Origin of the sequence: Arthrobacter sp. IK3 (assembly GCF_051337705.1) — a bacterium.
GTDB classification, from domain to species: Bacteria; Actinomycetota; Actinomycetes; order Actinomycetales; family Micrococcaceae; genus Arthrobacter_B; species Arthrobacter_B koreensis.
The window spans coordinates 228,455-244,825 of sequence record NZ_JBPPSW010000002.1; the positions used below are offsets into that span (position 1 = coordinate 228,455).

Below are 16,371 nucleotides of genomic sequence, written 5' to 3' on the forward strand. Positions count from 1 at the left end.
GTGTCTTGTCCACATTCAGCAAGTTGCCAACAAAGTTCGAAGGGTTGTGCAGTGTCAAGCAAGTCAATACAGGGCACCGGCGGTGCCGGGCGCGCGGGGGACAAAGTCTTCTCCGGCATCACACTGCTGGCGGGCTGTCTGATCCTTACCGTCCTCTTTGCGGTAGCCGCGTTCCTGCTCTGGCAGGCACTTCCCACCTTCACCGCTTCTTCGGATGACATTTCCGGCGGCTCGGGCTTCCTCGCCTACATCTTCCCGCTGGTTATCGGCACGGTTATCGCCGCTGCCATCGCACTGCTGATCGCCACTCCGGTTGGCATCGCCGTCGCACTCTTCATCTCCCACTACGCGCCCCGGCGGCTTGCCCAGGGCCTGGGCTACGTCGTGGACCTGCTGGCTGCCATCCCCTCCGTCGTCTACGGCGCCTGGGGCATGACCGTCCTGGCGCCGGCCCTGGTGGGCCCGTACAACTGGCTGGCCGATAACGCCGGCTGGTTCCCGCTCTTCGCCGGGCCGGCCAGCCAGACCGGCAAGACCATGCTCACAGCCGGAATCGTGCTTTCCGTGATGGTGCTGCCCATCATCACCTCGCTGAGCCGCGAAATCTTCCTCCAGACGCCGAAGCTGCATGAGGAGGCCGCCCTGGCCATGGGCGCTACCCGCTGGGAAATGATCCGCATGGCGGTCTTCCCGTTCGCCCGGCCCGGCATCATCAGCGCCGTCATGCTGGGCCTGGGCCGCGCCCTCGGCGAGACCATGGCCGTTGCCCTGGTGCTCTCCTCCGGCGGCCTGATCGCCAGCCTCATCCGCCCCGGCAACCAGACCATTGCCGCGGAGATCGCCCTGAACTTCCCCGAGGCCTACGGCCTGCGCCTCTCTGAGCTGATTGCCGCCGGCCTGGTGCTGTTCGTGATCACCCTGATCGTGAACGTCATTGCCCGCTGGATCATCAGCCGCCACAAAGAATTCTCGGGAGCCAACTGATGATTGACACCACGCTGACCCGCTCCGCGTCCCTGACCAAGAACCAGCTCCCGGGCTGGGCCCTGTGGGCCACGTTCGCCGCGTCGATCGTCCTCGGTGCCGCATTCTCTGCGCTGCTGGGATTCAGCATCGCCACGTTCGCCATCTTCGCCGCCGTGCTCTTCGTGGCCGGCAGCACCATCGCCACCCGCGTCGTCGAAGGCAGCCGGCGGGCCGCGGACCGCTTCGCCACCAACCTCATCTACGGGGCGTTCATCCTGGCGCTGGTTCCCCTCATCTCGGTGATCTTCACCGTCCTGGTGCGCGGCATCCCGGGCCTGAGCATGGACTTCCTGTTCACCTCCATGGGCGGCATGACCGGCACCGTGGACAACGAGACAGTAGCCAGCGGCGGGCCGGTCCTCGGCGGCGCCTACCACGCCATTATGGGCACCCTGCTGATCACCCTCTGGGCCACGATCATCTCCGTGCCCATCGGCCTGCTCACCGCCGTCTACCTGGTGGAATACAGCAAGGGCGGGCCCCTGGCCCGGGCCATCACGTTCTTCGTGGACGTCATGACCGGCATCCCCTCCATCGTTGCCGGCCTCTTCGCCGCCGCGTTCTTCGGCCTGGTCTTCGGGCCGGGCACGCGCACCGGGTTCGTCGCCGCCGTCGCGCTCTCCGTCCTGATGATCCCCGTGGTGGTGCGTTCCACCGAGGAGATGCTCAAGATCGTTCCCAATGAGCTGCGCGAAGCCTCCTACGCCCTGGGCGTCCGGAAATGGCGGACCATCCTGAAGGTCGTGGTGCCCACGGCCATCTCCGGCATCGCCTCCGGCGTCACGCTCGCCATTGCGCGCGTGATCGGCGAAACCGCGCCGCTGCTGGTGACCGCAGGATTCGTGAACACCATCAACCTGAACGTCTTTGCCGGCTGGATGGCGTCCCTGCCCACCTTCATTTACCGGCAGCTGATGAGCCCCACCTCGCCCACCAACACTGACCCGAGTACCCAGCGCGCCTGGGCCGCGGCGCTGCTGCTGATCCTCATGGTGATGCTGCTGAACCTCGGCGCCCGCCTGGTTGCCCGCATCTTCGCGCCCAAGACCGGCCGCTGACCCCAGACCCCTCACCGCTCCGGCGGCACGGGAGGACCCGGACGGGAACTCCCCAGGAACAGAACAGAAGGAACTACATGTCCAAGCGAATCGACGTCAAGGACCTCAACGTCTACTACGGCGACTTCCTGGCGGTCGAAGACGTCAGCATCAAGATCGATGCCCGTTCCGTCACCGCGTTCATTGGCCCCTCCGGCTGCGGCAAGTCCACCTTCCTGCGCACCCTGAACCGCATGCATGAGGTGCTCCCGGGCGCACGGGTGGAGGGCGAAGTGCTGCTGGACGGCGAGAACCTGTACGGCCCCGGCGTGGACCCGGTGACGGTCCGCAGCCACATCGGCATGGTCTTCCAGCGCCCCAACCCGTTCCCCACCATGTCCATCCGGGACAACGTGCTGGCCGGCGTGAAGCTGAACAACAAGCGGATTTCCCGCTCTGACGCTGATGACCTGGTGGAGAAGTCCCTGACCGGTGCCAACCTGTGGCGCGAGGTCAAGGACCGGCTGGATAAGCCCGGTTCCGGCCTTTCCGGCGGCCAGCAGCAGCGCCTGTGCATTGCCCGCGCCATCGCGGTGTCTCCCGAAGTGATCCTCATGGATGAGCCCTGCTCCGCCCTGGATCCGATCTCCACGCTGGCCATCGAAGACCTGATCGAGGAGCTCAAGAGTGACTACACGGTGGTGATCGTTACGCACAACATGCAGCAGGCCGCCCGGGTCTCGGACAAGACCGCGTTCTTCAACATCGCCGGCACGGGCAAACCCGGAAAGCTCATCGAGTACGACGACACAACGGTCATTTTCAACAACCCGACCGTGAAGGCCACCGAGGACTACGTTTCCGGCCGCTTCGGGTAACCCGGCGCCCTCGCCCCCAACCCATCGGGAGGCCAGTTGCGGCTCTTTTCAGCCCTGAGAAGAGCCGTAACTGGCCTCTCGGCGTGTTCGGGTCTGGGGAGGGTAGAGAAGGGGGGGAGGCGGACGCGGGAGGCGCGGTCCTAGAGCAGCGGGCTGAGGGCCAGCAGGAAGATGCCGCCCAGCAGCGCTGCAGCCGGAGCCGTGACCAGCCAGGTGAAGAGAATCTCACGCAGCGGAATGAACCGGACGGCGGCAAACCGCCGGTTCGCACCCGCGCCCACGACGGCGCTGGTCATGGTCTGCGTGCTGGAGAGCGGGATGTGCAGCCAGAGTCCTCCCAGGAAAAGCATTCCGGTGGCCACGGCTTGGGCGCTCATGCCGCGCAGCGGGTCGATGCGCACCAGCCGGTAGCCGAGCGTGTGGGTGATCCGCCAGCCGCCGAAGAGCGCCCCCACAGCCAGTGCTACGCCGGCAAAAACCTGCACCCCCCACGGGATCCCGCCGCCGCTGGAGTAACCGGCCGCGGCCAGTCCCAGCACCAGGACAGCCATGGTCCGCTGTCCGTCCTGCATGCCGTGGCCGAGCGAGAACGCAGCCGAAAGGACTGACTGGGCAATCCGGTTGCCGGCATCTCCGCGCCGCAGCGAGCTGTACCGCATCAGCCACATGACCGGGAACACCAGCAGGTACGCCAGCACGAACGCGATGACCGGGGATAGCAGCAGCGGCAGGGCAATCTGGTCCCAGAGCATCCGGAAGGACTCTGAGACGCTCGGCCCGCCCACCAGGGGGGAGGCGGCGGAGGAGCCCACGATTCCGCCCACCAGGGCGTGCGTGGAGGACGAAGGCATGCGCCGCCACCAGGTCCACAGGCCCCAGGCGCACGCCGCGGCCAGCGCGGCAATCAGGATGCCCAGTCCGTTGCTTCCTTCGGGCAGCTTCACGAACAGGTCCGCCAGCACCAGGGCCAGCGCAGTACTCATCAGGGCGCCCAGCAGGTTGAAGACGCTGGCCAGCACGACGGCGACGCCCGGGGTAAGTGCCCGGGTCCGGATGGCGGCGGCCACCGAGTTGGAGACGTCGTGGAAGCCGTTGATGAAGGCGTATGCGCCCGCGAAGACGAACACTGCCACCAGCAGTACGGTGGTCAACTACGATTCCCGGACCAGGATGTTGCCCACGTAGGTGCCCAGCCGGCGAAGCTCCTTCGAAGCGGCGGCCAGCTGGTCGGCCAGGTCACGGTGGCGGATGTAGGACAGCGCCTTATGGTCATGAATCAGCTCGGCGAGCCACATGCGGTGCGTGCGTTCCACCCGCTTGCTCAGCCGGAGCATTTCGATCCAGTAATCTTCCAGGTCATCCAGCGAGGCCAGGGTCCGCATGGCCGCCACGGAGAGCTCGGCCTGCCTGCCCAGGACCTCCAGCTGCTCGGCGGCCCGCCGGGAAACATTGGTCAGCTTGTAGAGCGAGACGATCTCCGCGGCACTGTCCAGGCGCTCCATGAGTGAGAGCAGGATCAGGGAGAGGTCGTACAGGTCTTCACGCGGCAGCGGGTTGATGAAGCTGGTGCGCATCTGCGTCATGAGCGCAAAGTGAAGTTCGGTGGTCTCCGCTTCAAGGGCGTGCAGTTCCTCGGCCAGCCTGGGAAACTCTTCCGGCTCCGCCCCCAGTGCCTCGGAGAGCGTGGCCGTCCCGCGGACGCCCTGAGCGGCCATGCGGGACAAAAGGTCGAGGCCGGCGTTCTCCTGGGGAAACAGCTGGAGCTTCACCGGGCTGACCTGCTGTGCTGGGGGCTCATCACATCGGTAAGAATATCCGATGCGGAAAAGAGTAACGGTGCCGGACCGGGAGCGCCTCTCGGCGGAAGGCCGCTCGAAGCGGCTCTAAGTTGAAGCCCGGGGGTTCCGCGGTCCGACACCACTTTCAGTTTTCTACTCGGGGTCCCTGATGTCAACCGGAGTATCCACAGCCCTGGCACGGTGCCGCGGGGTCAGTCCAGCTCCCCCCGGCGCCACGCCTCGGCCGAGTGTTCAAGGTCTTCCGCCGTGAGCACCAGCTGCCGGGCGTTCCGGGTCAACTCGGTTGCGCGGGCGCTGCTGGCCGCTTCCGCCGAGTCCGCGTGATGGGTTTCGCCGAGGGCAACCACGCGGCAGAAAGCGGCGAAACGCTCCAGTGCGACGTCGAACTCTCCTTCAAAAGCGCCGGAGAGGATCGTGTCCGCCATGGCACGCACTTCTTCGGCGCCCATGGGCTCGGCAACACCGGAGACCACCCTTGAAACCTGCGCAGCCTCCATGCCGGCGGCGTAGAACGCTGCCACCTTGTCCGGGTTCTGCTGGACCGCTGCCCGCAGGGCGTACAGGCGCCAGAGGGCGCCGGGCAGGGACCTGGCCGGACTCGTGGCCCAGATCTCCGCGACGGCCTCGAGTCCCTGCTGGTCGGCCAGCTCTACCAGCCGCCGGGTGACCTCGGGGTCATCGCTTTCCCTGCCATGGTGCACCAGCGCCTGCGCTGCCAGGTGGGCCGCTTCCGAGACCCGTGCAGGATCGGCGCCGCCGGGGTGGTTGGCGAAGTCCATGGGTGCGTACAGCTTGGGTTTGTGGTGACGGGGAACCGATGCATTCGACTCAGTCATGTTTTGAGAATACTCCCGCCGGGGTTTGGAATCTAAGCCGCTTTCGGGAGATGGGAACCACTTGCCGCAGAGGGGTTGATTCGCGCCCCGGGAAGGGTTTCCACGATTACCAAGGGGTGCGATAAAGTGGAAAAGTCGACGTGGCGGCTCTTGTGCAGCCGTGTCGATGGGGGGCCTTTAGCTCAGTTGGTAGAGCATCGGACTTTTAATCCGTGGGTCGTGGGTTCGAGCCCCACAGGGCCCACCCGCCAAGAAATACAAGAACACCCCGGTTCCGTCTGGAACCGGGGTGTTCTGCTGTCCGGAGTGCCCGGTGGCGGTAGATCAGTTTTCGCTGGCCCGCCGAAGCAGTTTGTGCGTACCGTCGCACCAGGGTTTGATCCGGGACCCGGCGCAGCGGCACAGGGCCACCGTCTCCCGGTTTTTGGGCACCTCGTTGCCGCTGCTGTCCAGGATTTCGAAGTCGCCCCGCACCAGCAGCGGTCCGCCCTGACACTCGGTGACGGCGAACGGTTCATCGGCTCGCGCACCGGGGGACGGGACGACGGTGACCTCGGAGCCGGGGACTGTCACCGCATCGGGGCCGCTGGCCGGCTGCCCGCTCATGCCATCACTCCGGCGCCCGCGGCTGCGGCGTCCAGGGCCTGGGCATCCACGCGGAACGGGGAATTCTCCAGGAGTGCGCTCCGGCCTTCCTTCCACGCTTCCAGCTGTTCAGCGCCCTGCAGGGCATCAAGTGTCAGGACGGTGGCGGCACCAAAGAGGATGTCTTCCAGGAGCTCGGGCTCAGCCTCGGCCAGCCCGCCGGCGAGGTCCCGCGCGGCAATCTGCTCGTGTACAGCATCCGCTTCGACATGCTCGTCGAAGTAGAAGGTGACGTCCGGGCCGTAGCCGGCCCGCTTGAAGCCGCGGGCGTAGAAGGAGTTCGGAATGGAGGAGGTCATTTCAAATGCTGCGAGGTGCCCGGCGATGCAGCCCCTGAGCCGGCGGTTCAGGCCAAAGAGTGACATCGCGTTGGAGGAAGCGAGCACCAGGGCCGGTATGCGGTCCAGGTAGCGCCCGTAGGTGGTATCCAGGCCGAGCCCTTCCATGGTGCGCGCGAACAGTGCGGAATGCATTCGTTCCGGACGTCCGCCGCCGTACTCGTCAGCCTGGATTTCCACCAGGGCCGCCTTGGCGCGTCCCACGGCCAGCCGGGGGATTGCCCAGCTGTGCGGGTCAGCTTCGCGGAGCTGGTAGACCGAACGCAGCACCAGGAATTCCCGCAGCTGGTCTTCGGTCGCGTGCCGGGCAACAAACCGGGACACGCTTGGGCCGTCGTCGTCCGCGGCCAGCTTGAACAGGGTCTGAGCTACTTCTTCGGCTTCGGGGGAGGGGGCCGCGGGAACGAGAACGGCCTGCCGCAGGGCGGCCTCGAAGGCAGCCTCCAGCTTCCTGCGCACCCGGATGAGCTCCGGCTGCCATTCCATGTCCGCGTCGACTCCGTCCAGTCCGCTGTAGTGGAGTTCGTACAGGAGGAAGAGGGCCAGCTGCAGGTCATCGTCCCGCAGGACATCTGCCGAGCCGGCGAGCACCCGTCCGGCTGCGCCGTCGAGCTTCCCGTACTGTTCGGCAGTCGCTTGGGGGCCGTCCTGCAGCACGGTCAGGAGCGCGGAGGTGAGTTCACCGCGCGGGGCTGGTACCAACATGTCATTCCTTAGCTGTGAGACGTCATGCGATGCTTGAGTCTTCCGAATACCTCGGCGCAGACACTTTTTATCAGCATACTTGGTAAGTTTTTGGTGAGTGTAGCCGGACGCATGGACGGGACGCGCGGAAAGGGGAGCAGCGCATGGACTCAGGCTTTCTGGCAGGCCTGCCTGCACTGCTGCTGGCTGCTGCCGCGATCGGGCTTACGGCCCCGGCCATCGACTCGGCCCTTCGCCGCGAGGATGGAGAACGGCTCTTTTGGGTGAGCCTGACGGGCGGACTGGCCGTTGTCGCGGCGATTGCCTGGGCCGGGCTCGCGGCCCCGGGGGCCGGGGCAGTAGTCGGCCTCCTGGCCCTGGGCGGGTCCGCCGGCGCGTGGTACTGGGTGGACCGCCGGCACCGGGCCCGGAAGCGTGCGCGGGTAGAGAAACTTCGGCGCCGCCGCCTTGAGACCCTTGCCAGCCGGCGTGAAGCCGTCCTGTTGGAATGGGGCTCATATGAACTCGATCCCTGGAAGGGCGTGGAATACCCGGGACTGACGGACGTGCGTGAGAAGGAAACCAGCCAGCTGGCCCGTGCTGCGCGGGAGGCCGCGGCGGCGCATGAAGCGGCCGGGGCCGGCGATGCCGGGGATTCAGCTCTGGAGCGTTACGGCAATGCAGTGGCTGAGCTTGAAACAGCGTGGGAGCGCGCCCGCGATGCTGCGAAGCGGCGGGCAGGGTAGCCGGCTGCGGGACGCGCTGGCCAGCACGCACAATTGACGCTTAATTGGAGCTGGCTCCCGCCTCTGCATATGGGGGGAACGCAGAGGGGGGAGCCAGTGCTAGAAGTATACTGATCCGGTCGCAGGGAATCCAATCGAGCAGTTATGGGGGTCAAATGGGGGTGTCCGCTAAGGCCTTCCAGAACTGGCGGAACCGTGTTGCTCCCAACGAATCCACCGCGGATCTGTGCCGCAGGACGGGCATCAAACGCTCAACCCTTGCCCAGCAGCTGGTGCGGGGAAACGTGGCTGTGGCAACGGTGGTCCGCGTTGCGCGGGCCTACGGCCAGGACCCGGTGGCAGTACTCTCCGAGTTCGACGGGTTCCGTGGATTAGCCGAGGGCCGCCGCGCCCCGTCCGCTGCCGAGCTGATCAGCCAGGTCCCCTACCAGTGCATCCTGGAGTATGTTCTGGCCAGGGCAGGTGCGGACCAGGAACACCCAGCCGTACCCAAGGTGGCAGGCTATGCGGATTCGATAGCGGTGCGGCCGTGGTTCGACGCCGTGGATCCCGGAGACCTTCGCCCCAAACTTTCGGCAGCCACGGGAATCGCTCCCCAGAACATCTCCGCCCAGCTGACCGCTGGACGGTTGGCTACGAGGCTCGCCGTCGAGGCTGCCCGCCAGGCAGGTGTGTCCCTGACCAGCGGCCTGGTGGTAACCGGGGTGCTGCAGCCCGAGGAGGGCGGCTGGCCGCCCACGGGCCGTGAAGAGGCACTGGCTGCCCTGACCGACGCTGAACTTGTCTCCCTTGCCCGGGACAGGCTGGACGCGCTGGCCAAGGTGCTGCGCAAACGTGAACAAGATGACAAGTATGACCACGCACTCTTGGAGAATCTGGGATGACCGCAGGATTTGCCGTCCAGGTATCGGCGTTCGCGCTGAGTTTCCTTTTTGCCCTGTTCCGCCTGCCGGACGCCATCCGCGGCCGCAACCGCAGCATCTTCTTCTGCATGGTGCTCATAGCCGTCTCCACCGGTCTCAGCCTGCCGCTGATCTACGAGTTCGTTGACCCGCTCCTGGGTGGATTCAACCTGGCCAACCTGCTGCTGCGCTATTCGCTGTACGGGGTCTTCGTGATCCTGGGCCTGCGCGGTGCCGCCGCCTTCGGTGCCGAATGGGCCCGGCGGCTCATCGTGGGGCCGGTTGGGCTGGTTGTCCTGGGGCTCACGGTGGTGCTGACTGCCGCCTTCTTCCTGGCCAGCGACATCCCCGTCACCTCGACGGGGTTGCTGGACTACAACGACCAGGTGAGCGTGGAGGTCTACGGGATGCTCGGAAGGCTGTATCCCGCCTACGTCGCGGCCTGCGTTTGCGCGCCGGCGTTCGCTGCTGCGCGGAACTCCCGCTACCGGCTGCCGCACCGGATAGGGTCCGGCCTCTTCGGCGTAGGGCTGGCCGTGGTGGTGCTTTTCACCGCCCTCACCCTGGTAGCGGACATCGGAGTCTTCATGCTGCTGCTCCCGTTCTCCGCTGTCATTCTGGTGACGCTCGGCCTCGCCGTCATGTGGGTCTCGAACCGCCTCCAGATGCGCCGGCCGGCGGGTGCCGCACGCCTGAGGAACGTTACGAAAATGTGAGTCGAAAATCATGGGATGCGTTCACAAATTCATGACCCTGTGCCAGACTAATGAATATGTAACGTCCGCTGCCTGTGGGGGGTCAGCGTGAAGTTGCTATCGAAGCCAGCGGCCAGTGGCCGCTGGCTTCGCTTTGTTGCGGATCCGTTTACGGCGGCAGCCCGGGAGCAGGTTCCCTAGGTTGCGTCGAGGTCGGTCTCGAGGATTTTCACCAGCTCGTCCAGGGCGGCGTCCGCGCCGTCGCCCTCGGCACGCAGGACCACCACATCTCCGTGGGAGGCGCCCAGGCTCATGAGCGAGAGCATGCTCGAGGCATCCAGTGCTTCCTCAGCCGGTTCACCCTGCATCGCTATGGTGACTTCCACCGGCTGGGCAGCAGCCGCTTCGGCAAAGAGCGAGGCAGGACGGGCGTGCAGCCCTACCCTGCTGGCTATGGTGGCTTCGCGTTCTGGCATTGGGGTTCCTTCCGGGTTGGTGTTCGTCCGGCCTGCGCTACAGGCCAAGCTGTTCAAGGATGGGGAGCTGGCTCCGAACCTGGGTCCGGGCTTCGGCAGCGGTCCTGGCCACCAGGGCGGTTCCGGCCAGTGCCTGGGCCTCTGCGAGGGTCACGGAGGAGAGCACCGCACCCACCGTGGACAGCGCCCGCGGAGTCATGGACAGGGTATTCACGCCAAGCCCGGTCAGCACGACGGCGAGGGCCGGGTCCGAGGCAGCCTCCCCGCACACGCCAACATTGCGAGGCACGCTGTCAGCTGCCCCGGCCAGTGCCCCGCCCTGGACCGTCATGGCGATCAGCTGCAGCACTGCCGGCTGCCACGGGTCATTCAGGGACGCCAGCGTTCCGAGCTGCCGGTCAGCGGCCATGGTGTACTGCGTGAGGTCATTGGTGCCCAGCGAAGCGAACTTCACCTTCGACAGCACGGCCTCGGCCTTGATGGCTGCGGCGGGAACCTCGATCATCACCCCCGGCGTCGCCAGGCCGGCGGCCGCACACATGACGGCGAAGTCCGAGGCCTCGTCCGCGGTGGAGATCATCGGGGCCATGACCCAGACGTCGCAGTCGTGTGAACCGGCGGCGTCCGCGATCGCTTCCAGCTGGCGGGCCAGGACGCCGGGAGCGGAACGGTCGGTGCGGAAGCCGCGCACGCCCAGCGCCGGATTGGGTTCGCTTTTGTCAGTGAGGAAAGGCAGCGGCTTGTCCGCTCCGGCGTCGAGTGTCCGTACCACCACCTTCCGGCCGGGGAAGGCATCGAAGACCGCACCGTACGCCGCGACCTGCTCTTCGAGGCTGGGCTCGGAGTCCCTGCCCAGGAAGCAGAACTCGGTGCGCAGCAGTCCTACGCCTTCCGCGCCGGCCGCAGCGGCTGCCTCGGCGTCCCTGCCGGAGCCCACGTTGGCCAGCAGCGGCACCCGGTGGCCGTCAGAGGTGCTGCCAACGCCGTTGAATGCCGGTAGGGAGGAACGGGCGGCGTATTTCTGTGCGGCTTCGCGCTCAGCCACGCCGGGGTTCACCACCACCGTTCCGGTTCCGCCGTCGAGGTAGATCTCCGCGCCGTCGGCAATCGAGTCCGCGCTGGCGGCACCCACCACGGCTGGAAGGCCCAGGGAGCGGGCCAGGATGGCGGTGTGTGACTGCGGGCCCCCGCCGCTGGTCACCAGGCCGATCACGAGTGACGGATCCAGCGTTGCAGTATCCGCCGGTGCCAGTTCCTCCGCCGTGAGGATAAACGGGACGTCCGACGCCGGAATGCCGGGAGCGGGCAGGCCGTCCAGCTGCGCAACAATGCGCGAACGGACGTCCAGCACGTCCTGCGTGCGCTCGGCCATGTAGCCGCCCAGGCCCTGCAGCATTGCCGCGACCTCCAGCCCCGCTTCCCACACCGCGCGGTCCGCTGCCATGCCCTGGTTGATGTGCTTGCCGGCAGCCTTGAGCAGCATGGGATCCGTGGCCATCATGGCCGTCGCATCCAGGACCGCCTTGGCATCACCCGACGCAACGGAGGAGCGGTGCTTGAGGTCCTCCCGCACCGCCTCTGCGGCGTCCTTCAGGCGCGCCTTTTCCTGGTCAACGGAACTGTCCGGCGCGTACTTGGAGCCGGCGTCGGGCTCCGGCACGGGCGGAGGCATCCGCAGTGACGGCCCCAGGACCCGGCCGGGACTGACTCCGATTCCCTTGATGGTGCGCATCACTGAACCTTCCTGTAAACCAAAACCGGATTCCTAGGCAACAACGGGTTCCTCCGCCTTCTTCGATCCGGTGAGGCGTTTGAGCCCCACCAGGACCAGTGCGCTGGCGACCATACCGGCAAGAATAGCCACGACGAACATAAAGAAGTTCCCGATGGCGAAGAAGACGAAGATTCCGCCGTGCGGTGCCTGCGAGGTCACTCCCGCGGCCATGCAGATTCCGCCTGCAACAGCGCCGCCGATCATGGTGGACGGGATCACCCGCAGCGGATCCGACGCGGCGAACGGAATGGCGCCTTCGGAAATGAAGGCGGCGCCCAGGACCCATGCGGCCTTGCCGTTCTCCCGCAGCGCCATGCTGAACTGGGTCTTGTCCAGAACGGTGGCAAGGGCCATGCCCAGCGGGGGAACCATGCCGGCTGCCATGACGGCGGCCATGATCTGCCAGGGTGCCTGGTTGTCGAAGGCGCCCTCACCGAGCCCGGCGACTGCGAAGGCGTAGGCCACCTTGTTGATGGGGCCGCCGAGGTCCGCACCCATCATCAGGCCGAGGATCACGCCCAGGCCAATGGCTGCGACGCCCGTGAGTCCGGAAAGCCAGTCGTTCAGGGCCAGCGTGAGGGCGGCGATGGGTCCGCCGAGCACCAGCAGCAGCAGGCCGGAGGCTATGAGTGAGGCGATGAGCGGGATGATGACCACGGGCATCAGTCCGCGCAGCCAGCTTGGCACCTTCCAGCCGCCCACCCACATTGCCACGTACCCGGCCAGCAGGCCTCCCGCAATGCCGCCGAGGAACCCGGCGTCCATGTAGAGCGCGACGGCGCCGGCGGTGAAGCCGGGCGCGATGCCCGGACGGTCAGCCAGGGCGTAGGCGATGTACCCGGCCAGGGCCGGGACCAGGAATCCGAGCGAAATGTTGCCGATCTTCCAGAACACCGCGCCCAGATAAGCCAGCAGCCCGTCCGGGGGAAGCGAGAAGATGCTCGTCCCGTCCAGCAGGATGTCACCGTTGGCAACGCCTTCGTCATTGGAAAGGGACAGCTCGTAGCCGCCCAGCAGGAAGCCGAGTGCGATCAGCAGGCCGCCGCCGGCAACGAACGGAATCATGTAGCTGACGCCGGTGAGCAGGGCCCGCTTCAGCTGGCCGCCGAAGCTCTCACCGCCGGCGGAACCGCGTTCTTCTCCGCCCGTCCCTCCGCCGCCGGTAACCTTTCGGGCATTTGGGTCCTTGGCCGCCGCCAGCGCCTCGTCGATCATCACTCCGGGTTCATCGATGCCGCGCTTTACCGGGCCGCTGACCACCGGTTTTCCGGCGAAGCGGCCCTTGTCCCGGACATCGACGTCCACGGCGAAGATCACCGCATCCGCGTTCCTAATGACCTCGGGATCAAGCGGGGTGGAGCCCGCCGAACCCTGCGTCTCAACCTGCAGGTCGATCCCGCGCTCCGCCGCTGCGGCAGCGAGGGAGTCTGCGGCCATGTAGGTGTGCGCAATTCCGGTGGGGCAGGCCGTTACGGCCACCAGGCGTCCGGGTGCAGTGCCCGTTGCCGACGCGGGGGCCTCTCCCGACGTCGCCGTCCCGCCGCCGTCGTGCACCTCGCCGGCGCGCTCGCCGCCACTGCGCTGACCGGCGGGTCCCTCGCTGCCTGCGCTTTCGGCGTGGGCACCCCGGTGTGCTCCTCCGGCCCCCGCGGCCGCGGCACCGGCTGCACCTGCCGCGGCACCGGCTGCGGTGGCGCCGGAGGTGCCGGAACCTGCTCCTGCCGGGGCGGAGTCTGACGCCGAAGCCGCCGCGGTGCCGGACTGGCCCGTTTCCGGCACCGGGCCAAGCCCCAGTGCGCCGTCCACGAGCTCGACGATTGCCTGTGGTGTTTCCACACTGCGCAGGGACGCCGTGAAGTCCTTCTTGATCAGGGACCGTGCCAGCTTTGCCAGCAGCTGGAGGTGCTCCTGGTCTGCGCCCTCCGGCGCTGCGATGAAGAAGACGATGTCCGCCGGACCGTCCTTCGCGCCCCAGTCCACCGGGGGCTTCAACCGGGCCATCACCAGGGATGCCTGGGTCACGGCTGCTGAACGGCAGTGCGGAATGGCGATTCCGCCCGGGACTCCGGTAGCCGTTTTGTTTTCCCTGGCCATGGCATCGGCGAACAGCTCTTCCAGTGTGGTGGCCCGGCCTGCGGCAACCACCTTTTCAGCCAGATGGCGGATGACCGTTTCGCGGGTGCCGCCGAGGTCCTGGTCAAGGGTGACCAGCTCCGGGGCGATTAGCTCTGACATCAGGAATGCTCCTTCGGCGTGGGTGTAACCGGTCCGCGTCCGGTGCTTGAAGCAGGCACCGGATGCAGTTCAAGGGGGGTCACGGTTACGGCTCCGGGATCCGTTTGGTCGAGGGAAGGCACGGTGGTTCCCGGCAGGGAAGCCGCGGCCGCGCCGTGCGCTACCGCCTGGCGGAGGCACTCGGGCGGTGTCCGTCCCTCAGTGTGGGCCAGCAGGTAGCCGGCCAGCGATGAATCCCCGGCGCCAACCGTGGACTTTGGGGTAACTGGCGGGCGTGTTGCCAGCCACGCGCCGTCGGCCGTTACCAGGAGCGCGCCCCGGGCACCCAGGGTGGCCAGGACCGCCCCAACTCCGCGTTCAACCAAAGTCATGGCGGCGCCGGCGGCCAGGGACGGATCCGCTTCCAGCGCATCGCCAGTGGCGACGCCGGTGACTTCGGAGAGTTCTTCCCCGTTGGGCTTGAGCAGGTCAGGCGCGGCGTCGTGCAGCAGGGCACCCAGCAGGGGAGGGCCGGAGGAATCGATGGCCAGCAGCGGCGCTGCGGCGTTGAACCGTGCACGCAGGGCATGGGCTACCACCGCGTAGTAGTCCGCCGGAACACCCGGCGGAAGCGAGCCCGCCAGGACCAGCCATCCTGCGGGGTTGGTTCCCTCCGGCCCGCCGCAGGCGTCAATAGCAAGGGCCAGCAGGGACTCCTGCACAGCAGCGCCGAGTTCCGGCCCGGGGAGGTTGACCTTCGTGGTGGTGCCGTCCGGTTCGGTGAGCGTGAGATTGGCCCGGAGCGGGGAACCGATGGGCAGGTTGCGGTGGGCGATGCCCGTGGTTCGAAGCGCCTGTATCACCGGATCGGCATTGTCCCCCGGCAGCACGGCCACGGCAGGAACGCCGGACGCTGCAAGGGCCCGGCAAACGTTGACGCCCTTTCCGCCGGGCTCTTCGTGGACCCCCGCGGCCCGCTGCACGGCACCGCGGAGAAGTACCCCTGACAGCTCGATGGTCCGGTCAAGGCTCGGATTGGCTGTGAGCGTCACGATGGCGCCCCGGTTCGTTCCTGCGTACATGTGCCCCCGCATTCAGTGGCCCCGACGCACGGCTATGCGCTGTCTGCAACGGTAGGTTCCCGGTCAGGCCAAATGCAATGGGGCAGCGGCCCGCCGGCGGCTGCGCGGCACAAACGCCGGAGGTGCCCTGCGGCACCTAGGCTGGGGGCATGCATCCGGTTACCTGGTCCGCCCCGGAAGACGCCCGCGGCGGAACCCACCTGCTTGTCATGCTGCACGGCTACGGATCTGACGAGTCCGCCCTGACGCCCCTCTTCCCGCATCTGCCGGAGGGTATTACCGGCGCCGCGCTCAGGGGTCCATTCGACGTCGGCGGACGCAGTGGATGGTTCCTCCTGGACCCGATGCTGGAATCGGACGAAGCGGACGTCCTGGCGGCGGGAAGCAGCCTCCTCAGCACGGTTTCCGAACTCAAGCAGCAGGGAAATTTCAGCGGTGTCTCCCTGCTGGGATTCTCCCAGGGAATGGCGATGGCGGTGACCGCCCTGCGGCTGCGCCCGGAGGAGTTCACGTGTGTGGTTGGGCTGTCCGGGTTTGTTGTGCGCAGCGAGCTGCTGGCGATGGCAGAACCGCTGGCCCGGCCGGTGCCCTTCTTCTGGGGGCGGGACCGTGCGGACTGGGTGATCCATGCGGACGCCGTTGCCGAGGCAGAGCGGTGGCTGGAAGCAAACACGCTCCTCACCGCGCGCACCTACCCTGACATGGGCCACCGGATCGGCCCTGACGAAATGCGGGACGTGGGCATCTTCCTGCGCGCTTTTGCCCTCTCGACAGAAAAAAATAAGGCCCCTTATTAGCGCTCTGACTAGGCATGATGTTTTCCGGCACTTCTTGAATATGTGAAAACGGCTGCGCGTAAGCATGCTTATGAAGTACGCTTATGGAAAGCGCGGCCCACAGGCCACGCAGACTTTCACCAGTCACTCACACAGCAAGGAGCATTCTCATGGGTATCATCGGTTTCCTTATTCTGGGACTCATTGCAGGCGCCATTGCTAAGGCACTGCTCCCGGGCCGCCAGGGCGGCGGCATCATCATCACTATGGTCCTCGGCGTCGTAGGCGCCCTGCTGGGCGGTTTCATTGGCAACGCGATCTTCGGCGTCGGCCTCGAAGAATTCTTCTCGATCCAGACCTGGCTCGTAGCCATTGTCGGCTCGATCATCGTGCTGCTGGTTTACGGCATGATCACCAAGCGCGGCGCCCGCGCTTAGTAAGCAGCATGCGGGCAGCGCCCGCA

The 16,371-nt window shown here is 66.7% G+C and carries 17 protein-coding genes and 1 tRNA gene; 9 read left to right on the forward strand and 9 right to left on the reverse strand.

The window, feature by feature from the left end:
- Positions 1-51 precede the first annotated feature (51 nt).
- The 3 genes from pstC to pstB all read left to right on the forward strand — a co-directional run bounded on the left by pstC (position 52) and on the right by pstB (position 2,941).
- Positions 52-984, forward strand: coding sequence for a phosphate ABC transporter permease subunit PstC (gene pstC, locus ACSLGO_RS03740; protein ID WP_091600774.1), 933 nt, complete (start codon positions 52-54; stop codon positions 982-984).
- Positions 984-2,084: a phosphate ABC transporter permease PstA gene (pstA, locus tag ACSLGO_RS03745; protein WP_176697487.1), complete on the forward strand. Its 1,101-nt coding sequence runs from the start codon at positions 984-986 to the stop codon at positions 2,082-2,084. Before pstC ends, pstA begins: the two co-directional genes overlap by 1 nt.
- 77 nt (positions 2,085-2,161) lie before the next feature.
- A complete protein-coding gene (pstB, locus tag ACSLGO_RS03750; protein WP_091600773.1) occupies positions 2,162-2,941 on the forward strand; it encodes a phosphate ABC transporter ATP-binding protein PstB in 780 nt (259 codons plus the stop codon).
- Positions 2,942-3,081: 140 nt separating this feature from the next.
- On the opposite strand, the gene ACSLGO_RS03755 is transcribed toward pstB, so the two are convergent.
- From ACSLGO_RS03755 to ACSLGO_RS03765, 3 genes are all read right to left on the reverse strand, one after another.
- Entirely contained in the window at positions 3,082-4,092 is a 1,011-nt protein-coding gene (locus ACSLGO_RS03755; protein WP_091600772.1) for an inorganic phosphate transporter, read from the reverse strand.
- Entirely contained in the window at positions 4,093-4,710 is a 618-nt protein-coding gene (locus ACSLGO_RS03760) for a DUF47 domain-containing protein (protein ID WP_091600771.1), read from the reverse strand.
- A gap of 221 nt (positions 4,711-4,931) precedes the next feature.
- Entirely contained in the window at positions 4,932-5,576 is a 645-nt protein-coding gene (locus ACSLGO_RS03765; protein WP_091600770.1) for a hypothetical protein, read from the reverse strand.
- A 171-nt stretch (positions 5,577-5,747) separates the two neighbouring features.
- Between ACSLGO_RS03765 and ACSLGO_RS03770 the strand changes: the two genes are divergently transcribed.
- A tRNA-Lys gene (locus tag ACSLGO_RS03770) sits at positions 5,748-5,820 on the forward strand.
- An 80-nt stretch (positions 5,821-5,900) separates the two neighbouring features.
- Here the strand turns inward: ACSLGO_RS03770 and ACSLGO_RS03775 are convergent.
- On the reverse strand, positions 5,901-6,182 hold the full coding sequence (locus ACSLGO_RS03775; protein WP_091600769.1) for a CDGSH iron-sulfur domain-containing protein: 282 nt from the start codon (positions 6,180-6,182) through the stop codon (positions 5,901-5,903).
- Positions 6,179-7,264, reverse strand: coding sequence for an iron-containing redox enzyme family protein (locus ACSLGO_RS03780; protein ID WP_436399957.1), 1,086 nt, complete (start codon positions 7,262-7,264; stop codon positions 6,179-6,181). Before ACSLGO_RS03780 ends, ACSLGO_RS03775 begins: the two co-directional genes overlap by 4 nt.
- A gap of 143 nt (positions 7,265-7,407) precedes the next feature.
- Here ACSLGO_RS03780 and ACSLGO_RS03785 point away from each other — a divergent pair, with 143 nt between their 5' ends.
- The 3 genes from ACSLGO_RS03785 to ACSLGO_RS03795 all read left to right on the forward strand — a co-directional run bounded on the left by ACSLGO_RS03785 (position 7,408) and on the right by ACSLGO_RS03795 (position 9,607).
- Positions 7,408-7,989 carry a hypothetical protein gene (locus ACSLGO_RS03785; RefSeq protein WP_152274143.1) on the forward strand — a complete coding sequence of 194 codons (582 nt, stop codon included), beginning with the start codon at positions 7,408-7,410 and terminating at the stop codon, positions 7,987-7,989.
- Positions 7,990-8,144: 155 nt separating this feature from the next.
- Positions 8,145-8,873, forward strand: coding sequence for a hypothetical protein (locus ACSLGO_RS03790; protein ID WP_263127974.1), 729 nt, complete (start codon positions 8,145-8,147; stop codon positions 8,871-8,873).
- Positions 8,870-9,607, forward strand: a complete 738-nt coding sequence (locus ACSLGO_RS03795; protein ID WP_436399959.1) for a hypothetical protein — start codon at positions 8,870-8,872, stop codon at positions 9,605-9,607. Before ACSLGO_RS03790 ends, ACSLGO_RS03795 begins: the two co-directional genes overlap by 4 nt.
- Positions 9,608-9,783: 176 nt before the next feature.
- On the opposite strand, the gene ACSLGO_RS03800 is transcribed toward ACSLGO_RS03795, so the two are convergent.
- From ACSLGO_RS03800 to ACSLGO_RS03815, 4 genes are read right to left on the reverse strand one after another with little or no spacing between them, the layout of a single operon-like run.
- On the reverse strand, positions 9,784-10,062 hold the full coding sequence (locus ACSLGO_RS03800; RefSeq protein WP_091600764.1) for an HPr family phosphocarrier protein: 279 nt from the start codon (positions 10,060-10,062) through the stop codon (positions 9,784-9,786).
- Between the two features lie 37 nt (positions 10,063-10,099).
- Complete coding sequence (gene ptsP / locus ACSLGO_RS03805) at positions 10,100-11,794, reverse strand: phosphoenolpyruvate--protein phosphotransferase (RefSeq protein WP_263127976.1); 1,695 nt, start codon at positions 11,792-11,794, stop codon at positions 10,100-10,102.
- Between the two features lie 33 nt (positions 11,795-11,827).
- Positions 11,828-14,071 (reverse strand): PTS fructose transporter subunit IIABC, encoded by a 2,244-nt coding sequence (locus ACSLGO_RS03810; RefSeq protein ID WP_436399960.1) that lies wholly within the window; start codon positions 14,069-14,071, stop codon positions 11,828-11,830.
- Positions 14,071-15,132 (reverse strand): 1-phosphofructokinase family hexose kinase, encoded by a 1,062-nt coding sequence (locus ACSLGO_RS03815; protein ID WP_436399962.1) that lies wholly within the window; start codon positions 15,130-15,132, stop codon positions 14,071-14,073. Before ACSLGO_RS03815 ends, ACSLGO_RS03810 begins: the two co-directional genes overlap by 1 nt.
- A 149-nt stretch (positions 15,133-15,281) precedes the next feature.
- Between ACSLGO_RS03815 and ACSLGO_RS03820 the strand changes: the two genes are divergently transcribed.
- Both ACSLGO_RS03820 and ACSLGO_RS03825 read left to right on the forward strand, forming a co-directional pair.
- Positions 15,282-15,929: an alpha/beta hydrolase gene (locus tag ACSLGO_RS03820; RefSeq protein ID WP_436399964.1), complete on the forward strand. Its 648-nt coding sequence runs from the start codon at positions 15,282-15,284 to the stop codon at positions 15,927-15,929.
- Between the two features lie 149 nt (positions 15,930-16,078).
- A complete protein-coding gene (locus ACSLGO_RS03825; protein ID WP_091600759.1) occupies positions 16,079-16,345 on the forward strand; it encodes a GlsB/YeaQ/YmgE family stress response membrane protein in 267 nt (88 codons plus the stop codon).
- The last annotated feature ends 26 nt before the right edge of the window (positions 16,346-16,371 follow it).

Bases quoted from the DNA above. Each gene is read 5' to 3' on its own strand.
- ACSLGO_RS03815 (WP_436399962.1), bottom strand. From the start codon at position 15,132: ATGTACGCAGGAACGAACCGGGGCGCCATCGTGACGCTCACAGCCAAT.
- ACSLGO_RS03785 (WP_152274143.1), top strand. From the start codon at position 7,408: ATGGACTCAGGCTTTCTGGCAGGCCTGCCTGCACTGCTGCTGGCTGCT.
- pstA (WP_176697487.1), top strand. From the start codon at position 984: ATGATTGACACCACGCTGACCCGCTCCGCGTCCCTGACCAAGAACCAG.
- ACSLGO_RS03775 (WP_091600769.1), bottom strand. From the start codon at position 6,182: ATGAGCGGGCAGCCGGCCAGCGGCCCCGATGCGGTGACAGTCCCCGGC.
- ACSLGO_RS03780 (WP_436399957.1), bottom strand. From the start codon at position 7,264: ATGTTGGTACCAGCCCCGCGCGGTGAACTCACCTCCGCGCTCCTGACC.
- pstB (WP_091600773.1), top strand. From the start codon at position 2,162: ATGTCCAAGCGAATCGACGTCAAGGACCTCAACGTCTACTACGGCGAC.
- ptsP (WP_263127976.1), bottom strand. From the start codon at position 11,794: ATGCGCACCATCAAGGGAATCGGAGTCAGTCCCGGCCGGGTCCTGGGG.
- ACSLGO_RS03795 (WP_436399959.1), top strand. From the start codon at position 8,870: ATGACCGCAGGATTTGCCGTCCAGGTATCGGCGTTCGCGCTGAGTTTC.
- ACSLGO_RS03825 (WP_091600759.1), top strand. From the start codon at position 16,079: ATGGGTATCATCGGTTTCCTTATTCTGGGACTCATTGCAGGCGCCATT.
- ACSLGO_RS03820 (WP_436399964.1), top strand. From the start codon at position 15,282: ATGCATCCGGTTACCTGGTCCGCCCCGGAAGACGCCCGCGGCGGAACC.
- ACSLGO_RS03790 (WP_263127974.1), top strand. From the start codon at position 8,145: ATGGGGGTGTCCGCTAAGGCCTTCCAGAACTGGCGGAACCGTGTTGCT.
- ACSLGO_RS03765 (WP_091600770.1), bottom strand. From the start codon at position 5,576: ATGACTGAGTCGAATGCATCGGTTCCCCGTCACCACAAACCCAAGCTG.
- ACSLGO_RS03810 (WP_436399960.1), bottom strand. From the start codon at position 14,071: ATGTCAGAGCTAATCGCCCCGGAGCTGGTCACCCTTGACCAGGACCTC.
- ACSLGO_RS03800 (WP_091600764.1), bottom strand. From the start codon at position 10,062: ATGCCAGAACGCGAAGCCACCATAGCCAGCAGGGTAGGGCTGCACGCC.